The 17,500-nt window shown below is 68.6% G+C and carries 11 protein-coding genes; 5 read left to right on the top strand and 6 right to left on the bottom strand.

What is annotated here, in order from left to right; translation table 11 throughout:
• Window positions 1-59 precede the first annotated feature (59 nt).
• Window positions 60-221: a hypothetical protein gene (locus ACLQ28_RS14680; protein ID WP_425686801.1), complete on the top strand. Its 162-nt coding sequence runs from the start codon at window positions 60-62 to the stop codon at window positions 219-221.
• 14 nt (window positions 222-235) lie between these two features.
• Complete coding sequence (locus tag ACLQ28_RS14675; protein WP_425686800.1) at window positions 236-6,424, top strand: S8 family serine peptidase; 6,189 nt, start codon at window positions 236-238, stop codon at window positions 6,422-6,424.
• A 326-nt stretch (window positions 6,425-6,750) separates the two neighbouring features.
• Here the strand turns inward: ACLQ28_RS14675 and ACLQ28_RS14670 are convergent, their stop codons facing one another.
• On the bottom strand, window positions 6,751-7,611 hold the full coding sequence (locus ACLQ28_RS14670; RefSeq protein WP_425686799.1) for a class I SAM-dependent methyltransferase: 861 nt from the start codon (window positions 7,609-7,611) through the stop codon (window positions 6,751-6,753).
• A 576-nt stretch (window positions 7,612-8,187) separates the two neighbouring features.
• Here ACLQ28_RS14670 and ACLQ28_RS14665 point away from each other — a divergent pair.
• On the top strand, window positions 8,188-9,402 hold the full coding sequence (locus ACLQ28_RS14665) for a low temperature requirement protein A (protein WP_425686798.1): 1,215 nt from the start codon (window positions 8,188-8,190) through the stop codon (window positions 9,400-9,402).
• 40 nt (window positions 9,403-9,442) lie between these two features.
• Here ACLQ28_RS14665 and ACLQ28_RS14660 read toward each other — a convergent pair whose 3' ends face one another.
• The 4 genes from ACLQ28_RS14660 to ACLQ28_RS14645 all read right to left on the bottom strand — a co-directional run bounded on the left by ACLQ28_RS14660 (window position 9,443) and on the right by ACLQ28_RS14645 (window position 13,405).
• Window positions 9,443-10,492 (bottom strand): GlsB/YeaQ/YmgE family stress response membrane protein, encoded by a 1,050-nt coding sequence (locus tag ACLQ28_RS14660; RefSeq protein WP_425686797.1) that lies wholly within the window; start codon window positions 10,490-10,492, stop codon window positions 9,443-9,445.
• Window positions 10,489-10,899 (bottom strand): PadR family transcriptional regulator, encoded by a 411-nt coding sequence (locus tag ACLQ28_RS14655; RefSeq protein ID WP_425686796.1) that lies wholly within the window; start codon window positions 10,897-10,899, stop codon window positions 10,489-10,491. Before ACLQ28_RS14655 ends, ACLQ28_RS14660 begins: the two co-directional genes overlap by 4 nt.
• A gap of 111 nt (window positions 10,900-11,010) precedes the next feature.
• Window positions 11,011-12,255: a hypothetical protein gene (locus ACLQ28_RS14650; RefSeq protein ID WP_425686795.1), complete on the bottom strand. Its 1,245-nt coding sequence runs from the start codon at window positions 12,253-12,255 to the stop codon at window positions 11,011-11,013.
• Between the two features lie 391 nt (window positions 12,256-12,646).
• Complete coding sequence (locus tag ACLQ28_RS14645; RefSeq protein ID WP_425686794.1) at window positions 12,647-13,405, bottom strand: TetR/AcrR family transcriptional regulator C-terminal domain-containing protein; 759 nt, start codon at window positions 13,403-13,405, stop codon at window positions 12,647-12,649.
• A 126-nt stretch (window positions 13,406-13,531) separates the two neighbouring features.
• Between ACLQ28_RS14645 and ACLQ28_RS14640 the strand changes: the two genes are divergently transcribed.
• On the top strand, window positions 13,532-14,620 hold the full coding sequence (locus ACLQ28_RS14640; protein ID WP_425686793.1) for a quinone oxidoreductase family protein: 1,089 nt from the start codon (window positions 13,532-13,534) through the stop codon (window positions 14,618-14,620).
• A gap of 518 nt (window positions 14,621-15,138) precedes the next feature.
• Window positions 15,139-16,671 carry a glycoside hydrolase family 6 protein gene (locus ACLQ28_RS14635; protein WP_425686792.1) on the top strand — a complete coding sequence of 511 codons (1,533 nt, stop codon included), beginning with the start codon at window positions 15,139-15,141 and terminating at the stop codon, window positions 16,669-16,671.
• 113 nt (window positions 16,672-16,784) lie between these two features.
• Here the strand turns inward: ACLQ28_RS14635 and ACLQ28_RS14630 are convergent, their stop codons facing one another.
• Window positions 16,785-17,378: a hypothetical protein gene (locus ACLQ28_RS14630; protein ID WP_425686791.1), complete on the bottom strand. Its 594-nt coding sequence runs from the start codon at window positions 17,376-17,378 to the stop codon at window positions 16,785-16,787.
• Between the last annotated feature and the right edge of the window lie 122 nt (window positions 17,379-17,500).

Below are 17,500 nucleotides of genomic sequence, written 5' to 3'. Positions count from 1 at the left end.
AGCGACGGCCACTCGTCCCGTCGAGCATGGCCTCATGATCCATAGCCCTGGGGCAATGCGTGCCTGAGTCACACGTCGCGCGTGACGACGCCGCCATCGAGCACCCGCCACCATCCGAGCTGCCCCGCGAGCCGCGCGTCAGCGCCCCCGAGGCCCCCGACGCCGACGGTGGCGACGGTGCCGACGACCAGAAGAACCACGACCCCTACCAACCCCTGTAGGTCGAAGGACTCACATGAAACTCAAAGCCCTCGCGGCTTCGCTGGCCATAGCGGTCGGCCTGAGCATGATCCAGGCGCCACCGGCGTCCGCCGCTGAGCCGGATCCAGGCGCCGCCGCCAACAAGATCGCCTCGAACCTGAAGGACCGCTTCCGCACGTCTCCGGCGTCCGACTTCTACATCACGTTCGACACGAAGGCCGACCTCGAGCCGGCGAAGAAGATCACCGACTGGGCCGCTCGCGGTCAGTTCGTCTACGACGCGATGAGCGCAGCGACGAAGAAGTCTCTGGCGTCGGTCTCCAGCGAACTTGACCGGGCAGGTGTCAAGTACACGTCCTACCCGATCGCCAACACGGTGCTCGTCAAGGGGGGCAACGAAAAGCTCGCCCTCAACGTGGCCTCGAAGACGCAGGTCGCCGAGATCCACGCGACGCCGCAGGTCGCGCTGGTCAAGCCCGTCGACGAGAAGACCCCAGCTGACCGGGCTGCCCGCCCCGCCGCCCCGAAGACCACCGCCGAGGCCGGCACCTCCACGTGGGGTCTGGACGCCATCCGCGCCCCCGAGGCCTGGGCCATGGGCGCCACCGGTGCGGGCATCACCGTGTCCAACCTCGACTCGGGCGTCCAGTTCGACCACCCCGCCCTGATGCAGCAGTACCGCGGCACGAAGCCCGACGGCACCGTCGACCACAACTACAACTGGATGGCCACCCGGGGCACGTGCGCGGACGCGCCGTGCGACGACAACGGACACGGCACGCACACCATGGGCACCATGGTCGGCGACGACGGCACCAACCACGTCGGCGTCGCCCCGGACGCGCAGTGGATCGCGACAAACGGCTGCTGCGACAGCAGCGGTGTTGAGTCGTTGCTCAATTCCGGCTGGTGGCTGCTCGCCCCGACCGACCTGCACGGGAACAACGCCGACCCGTCCAAGCGCCCCCACGTCATCAACAACTCGTGGGGCCAGACCGACGAGCACGCCTTCGACGACTTCTTCCGGGCCATCGACGAAGCCTGGAGCGCCGCGGGCATCTTCAGCGTCTGGTCCTCGGGCAACACCACGCCGTACGCGGCCTGCGACACCGTCTCCTCGCCCGGCTCTGCCGAGAGTGCCTACTCCGTCGGCGCCTACGCGTCGGACGGCACGCTCGCGTTGTTCTCCCGCAAGGGCGAGGGCGAAGGTGACCGGATCAAGCCCGAGATCTCGGCTCCCGGTGACGCTGTCCGTTCGTCCTACCCGAACAACAGCTATGTCGAGATGTCCGGCACCTCGATGGCGGCCCCCCACGTCGCCGGCGCCGTCGCGGCGCTGTGGAGCTACGACCCGACCCTCATCGGGCAGGTCGAGGAGACCCGCCGCCTGCTCGGCGAGTCGGCCGTCGACGTCGACGACACCGAGTGCGGCGGCACCGCCGACTTCAACAACAAGTACGGCGAAGGCCGGCTCGACCTCGTTCGCCTGCTCGAGCTCGCGCCCCGCAAGGGTGGCACCCTCACCGGTGTCGTCACCGCCAACGGCGCACCGGTCCCCGCCGCCGACGTGACGATCAGCGGACCGTTCAGCCGGTCGATCGGAACCGACAAGGACGGCCGGTTCACCACGAACCTCCCGGTCGGCGACTACCAGCTCAGCACCAAGATCTTCGGCTACCTGACCGCGACCGCCAACGTCACGATCACCCTCGGCCAGGACACCTCCGTCAAGCTGCCGCTCACGGCCGCCGCGAAGCACGACATCAGCGGCAGAGTCGTCGACGACAAGAAAAAGCCCGTCCCGAACGCCGACGTCTCCGTCAAGGACACGCCGCTGAAGCCGGTACGCACCGATGCCAACGGCGCGTTCACGTTCGGCGCTGTCCCCGAGGGCGGGTACACGCTGGACGTCAAGCCCAACTCCTGCTTCTCGCCCACGAGCCTCCCGCTGACCGTCGACGCGCAGAACGAGTCGCCCGAGATCCCCGTCGGGCTCGTCGTCGACAAGGGCGGCTACAGCTGCGCCGTGTCCGAAGGCGAATACCTGCGCGGCACCGACCCGGTCGCCTTCACCAGCGGCGTCTGGGCGACGGTGAAGCTGCCGTTCCCGATCGCGCTCTACAACGGCAGCCACGACACCCTCGGTGTCAGCCGGCGCGGCGTGATCTCCCCGGACACCACCACCGGACCCGGCAGCGGCGGTGCGGGCATCTTCCCGTTCTTCGTCCAGACCCCCGTCGAGTTCGCCCCCGGCGGGGGAGTCTTCACGGCAGCCACCAAGGTCAACGGCGAGGACGCGTTCGTCGTCGAGTTCCGCAACGCCAAACTCTGGGCCTATCCGGAGCGGTCGGAGGAAACGGAGCCCGTCAGCTTCTCGGCCACGCTCACCCGCTCCGGCACCGTGATCTTCGGCTACGGCGACGGCATCGGGACCGACGACCCGGTGACCGCCGGCTCCCTCGCCATCAGCGGCATTCAGGGCTGGGCCGGCGTCGACGGCATCCGGTTCTCCGACCGCGCCCCGGTGCTGCGCGACGGGATGATCGTCACCTACGACATGCCTGACTTCGGGTACCTCAACGCGACAGTCGTCGACCAGAACGACGGGCTGCCGGTGGCCGGGGCCAAGGTGTCGTTCACGAACAAGGATGGGCTCGTCGAGACCGTCACGACCGACGGGACCGGCATCGTGCATCGCCAGCTTCCGCTCGGCGACTACACCATGACGGTCGACGTGCCGAACTACACGACCGCGCCGTATCCCTTCTCCCTCGACAAGCTCTACGCGAACGCCAAGATTGATGCGCGACTGACCACAGGCGTCGCCGGCCTGAAGGCCGACGGCCTCGACGCCGTGTTGGGCACCGACCAGAACGGCGTGGGCTCGCTGACGCTTACCAACAACGGGTCCGCCCCGCTTTCGTACAACCTGGGCGAGGCCGCGCGCCACCCCGACCTTGAGGCCGCCGGCGCGACCACGCGCACTGGGAAGGGTGCGGACAGCACGATCGACCTCGCCGCGTGGAAGACCGGTGCGAGCGGCATGAAGCCGTCGAACGTCGACGGCAAGTTGGCGACGGCGAAGGCCGCGGAGGCACAGGCGGCCGGCAAGGTCGGCGCGACCTCCGGCGGTGACGTCATCACCCGGATCCCCATCCCGGGCACGATTGCGGATAAGGAACCCACCGGCATCGGGTACGACGGTGACGTCTGGGTCCACGACTACTACGCGCGGACCAACACCGCCTACACGGTGACGGGCAAGCCGACCGGGAAGGTCTTCGACGCGTCGTGGAACCCCACGTACGGGGCGTTCGACATGGCGCTCGACACCAAGACCGGTGACATGTGCCAGATGGAGGACAGCCCGGCCAGCTACATCCACTGCTTCGACCGGACGACCGGGAAGGAGACCCGGCAGGTCAAGGGTGACTGGTCCACGCTGCCGCTGACCGGACTCGCCTACAACCCGAAGGAGGACGTGTTCTACGTCGGCGGGCAGGCGAACGGCTCGATCGGAACTGTCGCCGGGACGTCGCACGACAACCCGGGTGCGCTGCTGTCCTTCTGCACCCCGCCGCTGCCCGAGGTGATCGGCCTGGCCTACAACCAGGCGTCCGACACCATCTGGTACACCGACCTCACCACGGACCGGTCCAGCCGCCTGCTGCAGGTCGACCCCGACGACTGCTCGCTGGTGAACGCGTGGTGGTTCCCCGGCCAGAAGGTGGGCCAGGGCGGTGGCCTCGAAACCGACTCGACAGGTGCGCTGTGGGCCGTGGACCAGATCGCCGATGACGTCGTGCTTGTCGACGTCGAGGACGACCTGATCACCGACCTGCCGTGGCTGTCGCTCTCCTCGACCGGCGGCACCCTCGCCCCGGGTAAGTCGACGACCGTCAAGGTCTCCATCTCCTCGAAGGGCACCAAGCCAGGAGTCCTCGGCGCGAACATCGTGGTCAGGTCCGACTCCGGACGCCAGTCCAAGACCTACGTCCCGGTGACGCTCACGACCACGAAGTACCAGGTCGGCGTCAACGCCGGCGGCCCTAAGTTCACCGACGGCTCCGGCTACACCTGGTCGGCCGACCAGCCCGCCGGCAAGAAGGCGTGGGGCTACGAGGGGAAGACGAAGGTCGCCGCCACGAACGCCGGGATCGCCGGCACGACGGACGACGCCCTCTTCCAGTCGCAGCGCACCACGGCGGAGAAGGGACTGTTCTACAAGTTCCCCGACGCGCCCAAGGGCTCCTACGCGATCGACTTCGGGTTCGCCGAGATCGAGAAGGTGGCCAAGGGCAAGCGGGTGTTCGACGTCCTCGTGGACGGAACGCTGACGGAGTACGCGTACGACCCGGCCGCGGCCGTGGGGCCGAACGTCGCCGACTGGCGTACCGCTGTCGTGCAGCACGAGGGCGGTCCGCTGACCGTGGAGCTACGAGGGTCGAAGGGCCTGAAGGCCCCGACCGTCGCCGCGCTGCGGGTGACGCTCGACCCGCGCGCGGACGAGGCGGAACCGGAGCCTCAGCCCGAGGAGCCGGCGCCGGGACCCGTGCCGGTGGCCCCCGCCGGTCGCTCGTACTCGATGAAGGTGGCCGACGGGTTCTACCGCCAGGGCACGGAGGAGTCCGGGTGGAACGGCGATGACTCCTGCGGCGTGCTGTGGTTCGACTCCAGCTTCCTGTTCCCGTTCTACGACACGGCCTGGGACGGCGTGTGCGTGACGACGAACGGCTCGCTGGTCTTCGACCGCACCAGCACGCTGGGGAACAACACGGCCCTGCCGTCGCGGTACCCGATCGACGCGATCTATCCGCTCTGGGCCGATCTCATCGTCGACGACGAGGCGGGCATCTACTTCGGCACGACCGAGGTCGACGGGCTGGCGGCGCAGGTCATCGAGTGGCGCAACGTCGCCTTCTACAACGACCGGACGGCTCGCGTGAGCTTCTCGGTCACCCTGATCGCGGACGGACGGATCCAGATCGGGTACGGCGACGGCGTCGGCGGCGACAACCCCCTCACCCGAGGGTCGTCGGCGACGGTGGGCCTGGAGAGCCTGAACCACAACCCGGCGAGCCAGTACTCCTTCAACCAGCCCATCCTGAAGGCCGGCCTGGGGCTGGAATACACCCTCCCGGCTGCGGGCACGATCGAGGGAACGGTCACCGACGCGAACGACAGCAAGCCGATCGCGGGCGCGATCGTCACGCTCAAGGGGCCGGGCGGTGAACGGGTCATCACGGCCGACGAGAAGGGCCGGTGGAAGGCCCAGGCGCTGGTCGGCGAGAACACCGTGGAGGTGTCGACGCCGAACTACGTCACCGCCAGCCACCCCGTGACCATCGCCAAGAAGGATCAGGCCGAGGTGGTCAACACGGCGTTGACCACGGGTGTTGCCACCGTCACCGGAGGTGACTTCGACTGGCTCCTCGACAAGGACCAGAAGGCGACGGCCGACGTGACCGTGACCAACAACGGCTCGGCCCCGCTCGAGGTGCGGCTCAGTGAGCAGAAGCGCACCAGCGACGGCGGGCACGAGGCCGCGGACCTTCCGTGGCTGACCCTCACGGGCGCGGCCGCGACCGGCACGGTCACGCTCGCGGTCGGCGCGTCCACCACGGTCACGGCGACGGCCGACAGCGCCGACGTCGAGCCCGGCATACTCGTCGGTGACGTGCTCGTGGCCTCGAACGCCGGCAAGGGCGAAGCCCAGCTCAAGCCGGTCCGCCTGGCGACCTCGGCCTACTGGAAGGGCGTCGACGTCGGCGGATCCGGGTACGTCGGCACCGACGGCTTCTTCTGGGCGCCCGACCAGCAGCTCGGGTCGCGGCCGTGGGGCTACGTCGGCGGCAAGGCGAGTACCACCAGGGCCGACATCGCCGGCACCGAGGACGACGCGCTGTTCCGCACCCAGCGGACCGGCAAGACGTTCAGCTACGTGTTCAAGAACGCCCCCGCCGGGAAGTACCGAATTGCCCTCGACTTCGCGGAGATCGAGAAGGTCAAGGCCGGCAACCGTGCTTTCGATGTTCTGGTCGACGGCAAGATCGCGCTCTACGACCACGACGTACAGGCAAAGGTGGGTGCGCTGACCGCGGACATGAACACGGTCATCGTCGAGCACGCCGGTGGCGATCTGAAGATCGAACTCAGCCGCGAGAAGGGCGAGGGCGACCCGATCCTCAACGCCCTCAAGGTCCAGCAGGACCCGCGCCTGTGAGGTAGCCAAACCTGGCCGCCAACAGTGGGCAGAGCCTCCACGGAGAAGGATTGCCGTGGGGGCTCTGCCCATGACTCAACCAGATTTCCAAGCTGACAGTCCTCGTGCAGGATGGCCCCGTGGATGCTTGGCAGTCGATCGATGAACTCATCGTGCAGCGGAACAACATCATGGCGATCATGGCCATACGCGAGACTGAGGCATGCAGCCTCCGGCAGGCGATCGACCTCCTCGCAAAGCGGTGGGAGTTTCTGTGGCGGACACGGCCCAGTGACTTCGCGTCCCTCCCGACGAATACGGGGGCGGCGTCCTCACCTTCGTCGTGCTCAGTGCGCGGAGCGAACCGCCGAGACGAGCCCGCCTGCGCCCTCGTCCTGCTGCGGCGGGGTGGGCACAGGACGCCCGTAGGCCTCGGCGCGCTCACGCAGGGTGAAGGTCTCGGCCTCCCAGCCGAGGCCGTCTAGCCAGCCGATCGGATCCTCCGGCATCTCCCAGACCCACATCGACGCTGCCGATCCCGAGGCGGCATCCCCGCGGAAGCGTTCGACCACACCGCGCGAGCCCAGTGTGAGGCCCATCCTGCTGCCTGCGGGGGACAGCGCGCCGACCCGTTCGAGCAGCGACTCCACTGCGTCCTCGGGTAGATAGATCAGCAGTCCCTCGGCGATCCACACCGTCGGCTGCGCCGGATCGTGCCCGGCGGAAGCCAGGGCGCCGGGCCAGTCCTCGCGTAGGTCGACCGGGACGGTGATCCGCTCGCAGCGCGGAACGGCACGCTCCTGACGCAGCACCGAGGCCTTGAAGTCTAGCGGTTCGGCCGTGTCAACCTCGAACAGCCGCGTACCCGTAGGCCAGTCCATCCGGAAGGCCCTGCTGTCCATCCCGGCTCCGAGCAGCACGACCTGCCGGACGCCGGACGCGACCGCCCGATCCAGCAGGTCGTCCAGGAACTTCGTCCGGATGACGATCGAGAAGGCCACACCGAGCCAGCGGCGCCGCGCGGCCTCGTCCGCGTGCGGGGGCTGCGGTGTCCCGGGGCCTCTCCCGCCGGCCGTGGCGAACGCCAGCGCGAGCGGGTCCCGGAACAGCGGCTGCTCGCGTGCCGTCTCCATTGCCCTCACCCGGGCCACGCCCACGGCTGTGGCCCACACCCCGGACGGCTCGATCGGCCCCGCCGCGTCAGTCATGCGTTCAGCCTAGCTAGGCGGCGTGTCACCCAACACCGTGAACGTCCCTGGTCACAGTGCTAAGACTAGGTAGAAACAGTCACAGAGACGATCAACTTTGGGTCACTCGTCGGGTCATGATCGAGGTCGCTCAGAAGCCTCGTCGGTCTGGGGCCCGAGCGTATCGATCTCGTATGCGCAGGGCTAGGTCCTGGTGTTGATTTCGTCAGAGAACATCGGTGCCGGCGGTCTTCCTGGCCGGACGTTCGGCATTCGAGTATTGGCCCTTGTCGCGGCGCTTGACGCACGTCGTGGTCGCCGCCGACCGGCCGAACAGCCCGCACCAGCATCGGGAACGCCCGATAAAGGTGCTGACCTGCTCACGAACACCCTCCACGATCCGGCACGCCGTGCGTGAGGGCCGCATAGCACGTCGGTCAGCCGGTCGTCGGCTTTCCGGGGGAGGACGGTGCTGGCGCGTCGGCAGCCCTTGTCGGTCGTCAGCCTCTTCAGTCATTGGGGTGCGTCTTATCTGTGGGCGGCGCGGCGACGTGGTACGACTGCTTGAGCGACAAGCCGACGGAGCGGGCGGGCCGGGTGACGAGGAACAGGGTGGCCAATCTGCTGCGCAGGCGGGAGAGTCCGCAGCGGCCGACGTTCCTGGAGTTGTTCTTCGATCTCGTGTACGTCTTCGCGCTCACCCGGATTGTGCACGAGTTGGTCTTGGACTACACGAGGGGCCACGTCGCGGAGAGGTTGACAACCTCCCTTGCGGAGAACGGCGAGACTCTGCTGCTGCTTCTGGCCCTCTGGTGGATCTGGACGCAGACGGCATGGGTGACCAGCAGGTTCGATCCGTTCCAGCCACCGATCCAGTTCGTTGTCCTTGCGACGATGTACGGGAGCCTGCTCCTGGCGGTTGCGATTTCGGGGGCTCTCGCCGAGACGGGCCTGCTCTTCGCGAGCACCTATGTCGCGATTCAGGTGGGTCGAACCCTTTTCTTCGTAGGCATCGTGCGGGGTCACAATCTGCGCCGCGTCAACCTGCTGGCGCTCATCTGGTTCGGCGTGTCGGCCGTGCCGTGGCTCGCCGGAGCCCTCGCACCCGAGTTGACACGCAATTCGCTGTGGACGGTGGCCCTGGCGATTGACTACCTGGGGGCCAGACTTGGCTGGCCGGTACCGGGGCTGGGTCGCTCACGGGTGTCCCCGTGGGCCGTGGCGGGCGAGCACCTCGCCGAACGCTACTGGCAGCTTGTCATTGTCGCGCTTGGTGAGACGATTCTGACCTCCGGGTCGAGTCTTATCCGCGGTCCGATCGTGGCGCAACGAACGATGGCCCTCACCTTGTCGTTCCTCACCACGGTGTTGCTGTGGCGGATCTACTTCTACCGAGCCGGCCAAATCCTGGGCGAGGCCATCGCGGCATCCGCCGACCCCGGCCGGCTCGGTCGGTTGGCCGAGTTCGCACACCTGCTCATGGTGGCCGGCATCCTCGCCAGCTCAGCCGGCTCCGAACTCGTCCTCTCGGATCCATCCGGAGATGCCAAAGCCGCCTGGGTCGGTGCCATCCTCGGTGGGCCTGCGCTCTACCTCGCCGGGCGCTCAGTATTCGAGTACGTGGCCTTCGCCCGGGTGTCCCGGCCACGGCCGATCGGGATCCTCGTCCTCGCGGCCATCGCGCCGATCATGGTCGGCCTACCGCCCCTCGGGGTCGCTGCAGCAGCTGTCGCGGTCCTGCTCGGCGTCGCCGTCTCTGACACGACCCGAGCCCACGGACGTCCACTGGAGGAGGCCTCGCCGGCACGCTGACGCGTACCAGCCTGCTCCGCAGCGGGAACGAGCCCGTTGGTCACGCCTCTGCTGTCGCCTCCGGGTGGTGTCCGCAGGTCGGGCAGGCGTTGTCGAGCACTCGTCGACGTACGGTCCGGTGTCGTACGGCCTGACCGGCGAGCGCCGCAGCCAGGAGCGCTGCACCGGCGAGGAGGATCGATCCGGTTGTGGTGGCGAAGGCCGCCGGGGTGGGTCCGCCGCCGCTGGTACCCCAGATCGCCTGGCTGAGCTGGTCGACACCGAACAGGCCGGCTGGGGTGGCGAGCAGCAGGGTCGCCCAGAGGCCGGTGTCGTCGGCGCGTAGGGCGCGGCCGAGGCCGACGAGCAGGACCAGTGTGAACATCAGCCCGCCTGCCATCGCCAGAATCTCGGGGGTCGAGCTGTACGAGGTGAACCAGTTTCCGCCGTTTTCGGCTGCGCTGAACGCCACGGATGAGGCTGTTATGCAGCCGGCCGTGAGCGGGGGCAGGCTACGTGCGACCCAGCCGGGATGGGAGGGCAGCGCGAGGGTGGCCAGGCCGAGCGCGGCGGCGGGGAGTAGCACGAATAGCGGCGGCCCGGGTTGTCCGAGAAGGGCGGCCACGGGCGGCACGGCAATGGTCAGCAGGAGACCGCCGGCCGCGGCGGTGCGGGCCCAGGCCCCGGGCAGCGCCGTGGCGGTGAGGCCGACGAGAAGCCAGCCCAGCCAGATGACAGCGCCGAGGGTCTGGACCGGGCCGACCGGGTCCAGTCGGGCGAAGCGGGGGTCTTCGAACTCGACCTGCAGGAGGAGGAAGGTCGCGACCGCGACGAGGGTGTTCAACGCGGCGGTCGCGGCCAGCGGGAAGGCAGCGGCCAACCCGAGAGCGCCGTACCCGCGCAGTCGCTCCCGGAGCCCGGCGCCGAGCAGATCGATGGCGTCGTGTGGGGAGGGCCAGCGCCGCCCCGGTTCGACCGTGTCGAGGTATGTCCCGACGATCTCGTCGCCCCGCTCGGCCTGATAGGCGCTGGGGTAGGCCCGTAGCAGTCGCCGGTAGCGGGACTCCAGCGGCGATCCGGCCTGTTCCGGCGCGGGGTTGGGCTGGTTCATGCCGGGCCTCCCGTCGGTCGAAGGATGGGGCGGGCGGCCGTCCCGGGGATGTTGGCAGGGCCACGTGAGGTGCCGCCGACGGCGGGCCGGGCCCGCAGCCGCTGGCTGGCGGCCTCGACGTTGCGGCGCAGCCGTTCGGTCTCGGCGGTGAGCACGGCCCTGCCCGCTTCGGTGAGCCGGTAGTAGCGGCGCAGCCGTCCCTCGACGACCTCCTCGTGGTCCCGCTCGACCAGCCGCTCGTCGGTGAGACGGTCGAGTGCGCCATAAAGGGTGCCGGGCCGAAGCGCCAGCCGCCCACCGGAGAGGGCCGCGACGTCGCTGATGATGCCGTAGCCGTGCATGGGTTCCCGCGCGAGCGCGGTGAGGATCAGGAAGGTGGGTTCCCGCAGCGGCGTGGGTGTGGCCATGACGTCAATATAACGGTGATGAAGCTATACCGGTGGCAAGGCGGTGAGGAACGCCGCGTATTTGTCACGTCATCGTCGCTGCATCGCTGGCGAGTCACACCAGCAGTCGGCTCAGGCGACGCGATCGCGTGGCAACGCCTTCGCGGGCAGAACCAGTACCTTCCCATCCTCCTGTTGGACGAGGCCGATCTCGACATCGGGGAGTTCCGAGGCAGACACCGACTCCTCGGCCGCCAGTTGGCGCAGGCGGCCCGGCCAGGCAAGCAGGCTGTTCACTTCGCCTTGCGTCAGCAGACGGTCCGTGAAGCTCTTGGTGGGAGCGCGGAGTCGGAGCTCCGCTAGGTCGACCAGGAGCGCGCGCAGCTCGCCCTGGAGTTCGTCCACGCTTCGCTGCTCATCCTGCAACATCGCCATGAAGCGACGGAAGTCGAGCTCCGGAGATTTCTGGGCGTGCTCCACGGCTTGGAGAACCGCGACACGTCGCTTCGTGGCGATCGCCAGCGAGGCGAGCCGGAGCTCGACGCGGAAGGCGCCGTTGGGCTGGTCAATCCCGGGGAAGGCCTTGATGAGGTCAGCGATCTCCACACCTTCGGAAGAGAACGCCGCGACTTTCGCCCGCCATGTGCCGGCCCTGCGGGTGGCTGCGGCGATGGCGGTGTCGACGGTGTGCACTGCGGCGTCCAGGCCCAAGGAATGTCCGGCCTCACCCTTGTCCAGCAGGAGCGCGGTCGCTCTCTCGACGGCTGTCGTCGCGCCGTTGAGGCGGTCGCGCTCTGCGTCGAGATTGTCGGCGGTCAGCTCCTCGAGAAGCTCGGTGACTCTCTCCATTGCCTTGCGGCGCTGCTCTTCGGCGTACACGCTCGCTGCGGTGGCGACGGCGAGGAGAACGAAGGATGCTGCGGCGGTGACCACCCCGGCGGCGGTCGCCGCCTTTGCGGTGCCGCTCACCGCTCCGGTAACGCCTGTCCGTGACGCGTCGGCCACCACCGGGACGAAGGTTGCCTGCTTCACGATCCCCGACTTGCCGAGAATGGCGCCGTAGATCCCGCCGTCGACGCCTTTGGCAGGCATGGACCGGACGAGACCTTCGCCGAGCTGTGCTGCCACCGTTCTCGGCACGACCATGCGGTAAAACGTCTCGGTCGACTTCGCGGCGCCGGCCGCGCCCGAGGCGGCGTTTGTCGGCACCTTCAACAGGTTTCGGAGTTCCACGGCGAGAGGCGAAGCGGCGTCGAGGAGCCGTCCGCCTCGAAGGCGCGCCGTTGCGGGAAGCGGGTATGCCTCCACCGTGACGAGCGGCGTGTCGAGAAACGCGGCGAGCGCCTGCCGCAGTCCGGCAAGCCGCTCCGCGGTCATCCCCTCGTGATTCACAGGCAGCTCAGCTGCCCGCGAGACTCTCTCGGGTTCCGTCGCTAGGGTCCAAACCGGCACGTGCAAGTGGTCCGTCACGCCGTTTCCGCCGTTCCTAGTCATAACGAGCGTCTCCGAGACTAGCCATTCACGTTGGCCGTAGGTTCGTTGGCTGTCTCTTCATCTGAGCGACCGAGGTCGATGGTGGGGCCTCTGGGCATTGCAGAGGTTCGTGGGGCGCCGGTATCGACGGCAGGTCCTTGGGCCTCGATCGATCTGTCTGGCAAGGCGTCGATGTCCGCTCTCACGCATGCCCGGTTGGCTCGCCGCGATGCGGCACAAGGCGGATCATGCGTCAACCGGAACTCGGGTTGTACCTGGTCGCGGCAGAGTGCGTTCAGCGAGGGCGTCGCGCCGGCCCCGAAGGCGGCTCTTGTCGGCGGGGAGGAACACGGTGATCGACGTGGGTGCCGCCGCGGATGCCGGTGATGACGAGGTGTAGACCATAGTCGAAGTGCTGTTCATGGTGCGGGGCGGGAACATGGGCGAGCGCGGCGAACAGGTGAGGGTGGCGTTGCGGATCGACCGCGTCGGTGAGCCGCGCGGTGGCACTGTTGCCGCCGTCTGGCAGGGCGGCGGCAAGTTGTTCTTCGATGGTGTGACCGATGACGTAGTAGGTGAGCGTGTCGGCCGCCCACGAGGCGTCACGGCTGGACAGACCCGCCTCGCCTAGGGTCGCGATCATGGTCTCGCCGTAGGCCAGTGCGTTGGGCAGGGGGAAGAAAGCACCGGCGAAGATCCGCGCGCCGTCGCGGCGGGACATCAGCGCCCGGCGCAGGCGACGAGCCAGTTCGGTGACCCGCTCGTACCATGGCGTTTTCTTGTCGAGACCGGTCGTCAATCCGGCGAGCAGAGCGTCGGCCATGGCCTCCATCAGTGCCTGCTTGCTGCGGAAGTGCCAGTAGGTGGCACCGTTCTGCACGCCGAGCGCAGCGGTGAGACGGCGCATGGTCAATTGGTCTACCCCGACCTCGTCGAGCAAGTCGAGTGCTGCGGTGAGTACCTGCTCTTGGGTGAGCCGCATGACAGCTTTCCTCGCAACTCCGTTGACGATGGCACCAAGTATGTCGCAGACTTCAACAACGTTGAACTTCAACAGCGTTGAAGTTCTTGGGTGAAGGGAGGTGCTCATGTTGCCGAGGAACACCACCTGAGACCCGCCCGGCCGCCCGTCATACGGCGGGTCGGGCCAGGTCCGACCGGCTGGGGGGCGTGCTTGCGGGTGGAACCGGTCGGCGGGGATCTGCTGATCGAGTTGGCAGCGACAGGCGTCACCGGACGAGGTGCGGGTCGGCCGGTGCGGTGCCACGACGTCCAATGGACCTTCACGTTCCCGCGCCTGACCCCTCACCGGTTGAGGGAAGTTTCTGAGAAGGGGAGGCGCGTGATGCGCAGAATCTGTTTTCCGGCCGCCCGGTCGATCGAGGTCGTCCAGGTGCAGGAACCGGCGCCAGTGCCGGGGCAGCTTCTGGTGCGCACCGAGGCCGTTGGGGCCGGTATTGCACTGGTCCGGATGTTGACGACAGCCGGCGACCGCGGCGAATCGGTCAGGCCCGGTGGTGAGATTGTCGGCACCGTCGTCGCGCTCGGTCCCGACGTGTCCGGATTCAAGATTGGCGACCGGGTGGGCGGCGTGGTGTTCGAAGACGCCTACGCCGACCTGGTTCTCGCCGCCCCGCAGTTGGTCAGCCACGTCCCTGCGGATGTGGACGCCGCGGCGGCGCTCGCATTGGTGCGCGGAGGTCTGATCGGGCTCAGTGCTTTGCGTGCCGGCCACTTTACCCAAGGCGAGTCCGTGTTGGTCACCGCTGCGGCCAGCGGCACCGGGCACCTGGCCGTGCAACTGGCCAAGGCGCTCGGCGCCGCCCGGGTGGTCGCCGCTGTCGGGTCACCGGACAAAGCTCCATTCGCCCGCCAGTGCGGCGCCGATGAGGTGGTGACCTACTCCCAGCCATCGTGGGGCGAACCCGTCGACCTGGTTCTCGACGGAGTCGGCGGCGACATTGTGCAGCGTGGCGTTGACGCCCTCACGCCGTTCGGCAGGCTCGTCGCGTTCAGCGCAGGCGGAGGCGCCGTCGACGCCGGCAGTTTGCTCGGCGGCCTCAAGTCGGTCATCGGGTTCTCCATCGGCCTGGTCAGCCGGGAGCAGCCCGAGCTGATCGACAAGCGCCGGGCCGAACTGTGGGAGCTTCTCGCCACCGGTCAGCTACGCCCGCAGCACATTGATTTTCCGCTCGAACAGATCGTCAACGCGATCGAACTGGTCAAAACCCGCAGCAACCTCGGCCGGGTCGTGCTGCGCACCAGCTGATCCGCCGTACCAGCCGCCGCCGCTGCCAGGTCCGTTTGGCGGCACTGGTACGTCGCGCTGCGCGCCGAGGCGGCCGCGCTCACCGCGAACCGGACGCACGTTGCCCCATCACCGCCGCTCGCACGATCGGGGCAGGAAATCCGGTAGGCGACGCCCTGCTCGACCGGGCCGAGACTCCTGCTCGACGGTGACACCCCGACTGCGAATCGCGCGGCATGACCTCGCCCTCTGCTTGCCCAAGGTGGCCTCTACGCGGAGCTGTACTCCCTGCAGGCCGCCGCCTACCAGAAGTCGGCCGCGTCCCCAACGATGCGTCCCTGGCGTCGCGGACCCCACGGTCGTCGCAGCGACAGACCTGTCCTTCATCGACGCCGGTCGCGTCGTCGCGGCATGCGCGGGTCGGTAGATGGTCTCGTCAGGTGAGACCCCGATCCGACCTGCGGCTCCATCTCCAGTGCATCCGCTGCTGGTGACCTCTTCGGCTCATCCCGTCGCACAGGCCCTGCTTGGGCCTTGGCATGCAACGCGGCCGCTGTCTCATTGACGAGCCTTCACATCTTGGCAGCGGCGTACGCCTCCGCTACCGTCCATGGGAACGCTCCCATAAACTTAGAAACATCTATGTGATCAGGAGGCAACACGTCGTGCCTACCCTCTCCTCGCTCCGGCGCAGATCGGCGGCCATCATCGTGGCGGCCGTCGCGGGCGCCACTGCCGTCGGCGTTTGCCTCACCGTCGGCAGCGCCTCCGCCGGCACGCTGTCCGGATCGCTCTACCGCGACCCGAGTTCGGCAGTCGTCCGCTGGGTCGCCGCCAACCCCAGCGACTCGCGCACCGCAGTCATCCGCGACAAGATCGCGAGTCAGCCGCAGGCCCGCTGGTTCGCCAACTTCAACCCGTCGACTGTGCAGTCCGAGGTCTCCGGGTTCATCGGCGCCGCCAACGCGGCGCAGCAGATTCCGGTGCTTGCGGTGTACGAAATAACCAACCGGGACTGCGGCGGGGCCAGCGCGGGTGGGGCGCCGGACCTCAACCAGTACCAGACGTGGGTGTCCAACTTCGCCAGAGGGCTGGGCAACCAGACCGTCATCATCATCCTGGAAACCGACTCGCTCGCCCTGCTGACGTGCCTGAGCGGCAGCGAGATCAACGCCCGCAACCAGGCGATCACGACGGCCACCCAGACCATCAAATCGGCCAACGCCAACGCCAAGGTGTACCTCGACGGCGGCCACTCCACCTGGAACAGCGCAGGCGAGCAGGCCAACCGGCTCCGGGCGGCCGGCGTGCAGTACGCCGACGGCTTCTTCACCAATGTGTCGAACTACAACTCCACCTCCGGCGAGGCGAACTTTGGCCGGGCGATCATCTCCGCCCTCACTGGCATGGGCATCTCGGGCAAGCGCCAGGTCATCGACACCAGCCGTAACGGGGGTGCCAGCGGGGACTGGTGCGGCGACGACAACACCGACCGGCGCATCGGGATGTACCCGACGACCAACACCGGCGACAGCAACATCGACGCGTACCTGTGGGTAAAGCCGCCGGGGGAGGCGGACGGCTGCCGCTACACTGCCGGTTCGTTCCAGCCCGCCCTGGCCTACAGCCTGGCCAACGGCGCGCCCAATCCGCCTACCACGGCGCCGCCGACCACGGCGCCGCCGACCACGGCGCCGCCGACCACGGCGCCGCCGACCACGGCGCCGCCGACCACCGCTCCGCCGACCACGGTTCCCCCCACCACCACGCCGCCGACCGGTAACGGCTGCATCGCGTCGGTGGCGGTCAACCAGTGGAACGGCGGCTTCACCGCGAGCGTGACGGTCACCGCCGGCTCTGCGGACATCAACGGATGGACCGTGACCATCCCGCTGCCCGGCGGCGCCGCGGTCACTAGCGTCTGGAACGCCCAGGCCAGCGGCACCAGCGGAACCGTCCGGTTCACCAATGTGAGCTACAACGGACGCATCAGCGCCCGGCAGTCGACCAACTTCGGTTTCCAGGGCACCGGCACCGGCCCGGGCGCGACGGCCACCTGCGCGGCCGGCTGACCCCACCCGATGCCGCAGCCCGGCGCGGAGGACCACTGTCCGCGCCGGGCCGGCGGTGACCGGGGCGACCGGTCACCGCCGGCGACACACGGACGGCGGTAGACCTCTCGAGTTCACCGCCGTCCGGGTTGGGTTACAGCGTCAGCTGCGGTGGCCGGCACCGCGATAACGCCCTGCACCATGCGCAGCGTCATGTGCGGGTAGTGGGCCTGGATCTTCCCGGCGTCGCGCTGCGGGTCGTCGGTGCCCACCTCCACGTACTGGCCGGGCTCCGCGCCGACGTTGCGCAGCTGAACGCCTCGCCGCTGCCAGTAGTCGAAGTCGGCGCTGATGTCCGCTACCCACTCGTCGAGAACCACCTTGGAGTACCGGGCGTCGGTGAACCGCACGGTCACGGCCGGCACCATCGCTCGGACGGCGGCGTCCAGCCCGGGGGTGGGGATGCGTTGTACCAGCAGGACTCGGGCGGGCGGGTCGACAGCCACCCCGGCGTAGGCCTCGGGCCAGCGCAGGGGGGCCGCCTCGTCGACCACCCTGGCGGCATTAACCACCTCCTCCTGGCCCGACCAGTGGGACTGGCCCGGATCGGGTGTCGCGGTCGCAGGTGGCGGCTGCGGGGGTGTCGTCGGCGCGGTGGTGGCGGCGGCGCAGGCGGCGAGCGCCAGCAGCGGCAGTGCCAGCAGCAGCGGGGCCAAGCGACGGGGCATGGGTCAGACCTCCTCGGGCGGCCACCGGAAGAGCCGCTAATCGGGCACTACGGGAAAATCATCCGGCCGAGATGAGACTCACGCCCACCCCGACCGGTTCCCTCGTCCGAGCGAGGTCGCGG

Origin of the sequence: Micromonospora sp. DT201, assembly GCF_049841575.1 — a bacterium.
In the GTDB taxonomy this organism is placed as follows: domain Bacteria; phylum Actinomycetota; class Actinomycetes; order Mycobacteriales; family Micromonosporaceae; genus Micromonospora.
The sequence above is the reverse complement of the archived record's forward strand: the minus strand, read 5'-3'. Positions and strand labels throughout refer to the sequence as shown.

Excerpts from the sequence above, each read along its gene's own strand:
- ACLQ28_RS14655 (WP_425686796.1), bottom strand. The coding sequence starts at position 10,899 with ATGGCCACACCCACGCCGCTGCGGGAACCCACCTTCCTGATCCTCACC.
- ACLQ28_RS14635 (WP_425686792.1), top strand. The coding sequence starts at position 15,139 with ATGCAACGCGGCCGCTGTCTCATTGACGAGCCTTCACATCTTGGCAGC.
- ACLQ28_RS14675 (WP_425686800.1), top strand. The coding sequence starts at position 236 with ATGAAACTCAAAGCCCTCGCGGCTTCGCTGGCCATAGCGGTCGGCCTG.
- ACLQ28_RS14630 (WP_425686791.1), bottom strand. The coding sequence starts at position 17,378 with ATGCCCCGTCGCTTGGCCCCGCTGCTGCTGGCACTGCCGCTGCTGGCG.
- ACLQ28_RS14650 (WP_425686795.1), bottom strand. The coding sequence starts at position 12,255 with ATGACCGCGGAGCGGCTTGCCGGACTGCGGCAGGCGCTCGCCGCGTTT.
- ACLQ28_RS14660 (WP_425686797.1), bottom strand. The coding sequence starts at position 10,492 with ATGAACCAGCCCAACCCCGCGCCGGAACAGGCCGGATCGCCGCTGGAG.
- ACLQ28_RS14670 (WP_425686799.1), bottom strand. The coding sequence starts at position 7,611 with ATGACTGACGCGGCGGGGCCGATCGAGCCGTCCGGGGTGTGGGCCACA.